At 65.9% G+C, this 1,278-nt stretch carries 1 protein-coding gene; it reads right to left on the bottom strand.

The features are described 5' to 3' along the window. Position 1: 1 nt before the first annotated feature. The gene (gene arcA / locus SFLMC1_RS00860) at positions 2–1,243 is read right to left on the bottom strand and encodes an arginine deiminase (RefSeq protein WP_152074024.1); all 1,242 of its coding nucleotides are present in this window, start codon (positions 1,241–1,243) and stop codon (positions 2–4) included. Between the last annotated feature and the right edge of the window lie 35 nt (positions 1,244–1,278).

Raw genomic sequence — 1,278 nt, 5'->3', positions numbered from 1 at the left:
CTTAGAGGTCCTCGCGCCAGAAGGGCATGCTCATGCAGCGCGGGCCGCCGCGGCCGCGGGAGAGCTCGGCGGAGGGCACGACGAGGAGGTCCAGGCCCTCCTTGTACAGCACGTCGTTGGTGACGGTGTTGCGGGCGTAGACGCAGATCTTGCCGGGCTCGACGCACAGGGTGTTGGAGCCGTCGTTCCACTGCTCGCGGGAGGCCGCGATCGGGTCGCCGCCGCCGCAGGGGATCAGCTTGACCTGGTCGACGCCGGTGGCGTCCTCCAGGACGTGCTCGAGGGTGTCCTCGATCAGGCGGATGTTCACGTCGCCCGGGTTCTTGCCGGCGGTCAGCTCGTAGACGCGCAGGGTGCCCATGATGGCGGGGTGGATCGTGAACTTATCGACGTCGATCTGGGTGAAGACCGTGTCGAGGTGCATGAAGGCGCGCGAGACCGGGATGTCGAAGGCCAGGATGCGCTCGACCCTGGAGTCGGAGTTCCAGAAGATGTTCTGGGCCATGACGTCGATCGCGGCGGCCTGGGTGCGCTGGGAGATGCCGACGGCGAGGGTCTTCTCGTTGATGTTCAGCACGTCGCCGCCCTCGGTGTGGAACTGGCAGTCGCGGCGGAAGTACAGGGAGACGTCCCTGTAGTCGGGGTGGTACTTGAAGACGTACTTGCCGTACAGGGTCTCGCGGTTGCGGGTGACCGAGTACATGCGGTTGAGGTTGACGCCCTCGCCGACGACCGCGAACGGGTCGCGGGTGAAGTAGAGGTTGGGCATCGGGTCGATGATCAGGTCGGACTCGGACTCGGAGTTGACCAGGGAGTCGAGGGTCGTGGACGCCGTGAGGGGCAGCTCGATCTCGGCCTTGGTCATGCCGGCCATGGTCTTCTTGACGAACTCGAGGTTGTCCTCGATGGAGTCCAGCTTCTCGCGGACGACCTGCGGCATGTGCTGGCCGCGGATGCCGGCCTCGGCGATGTACTGGTCGGTGAACTCGGCGCGGGCGCCGGGGACCTGGTCGAACACCTCGGCGACGAGGTTCTCGAGGTAGAGGACCTCCACGCCCTGGTCCCTCAGGATCTGGGCGAAGGTGTCGTGCTCCTGCTGCGCGACCTCAAGGAACGGGACGTCGTCGAACAGGAGCCGCTCGAGCTCGTCGGGCGGCAGGTTGAGGAGCTCGTCGCCGGGACGGTGCAGGCAGACCTTCCTGAGCTTGCCGATCTCGGAAGGCACGTGCAGACCTTTCGTCATGGCCTCCTACCTTTCTTTCGGGCCTTACTGGCCGA

It is taken from the genome of Collinsella aerofaciens, assembly GCF_901212495.1.
Taxonomy (GTDB): Bacteria; Actinomycetota; Coriobacteriia; order Coriobacteriales; family Coriobacteriaceae; genus Collinsella; species Collinsella aerofaciens_H.
Note: the sequence above shows the minus strand (reverse complement) of the source record. Positions and strands in the feature narration are given on the sequence as shown.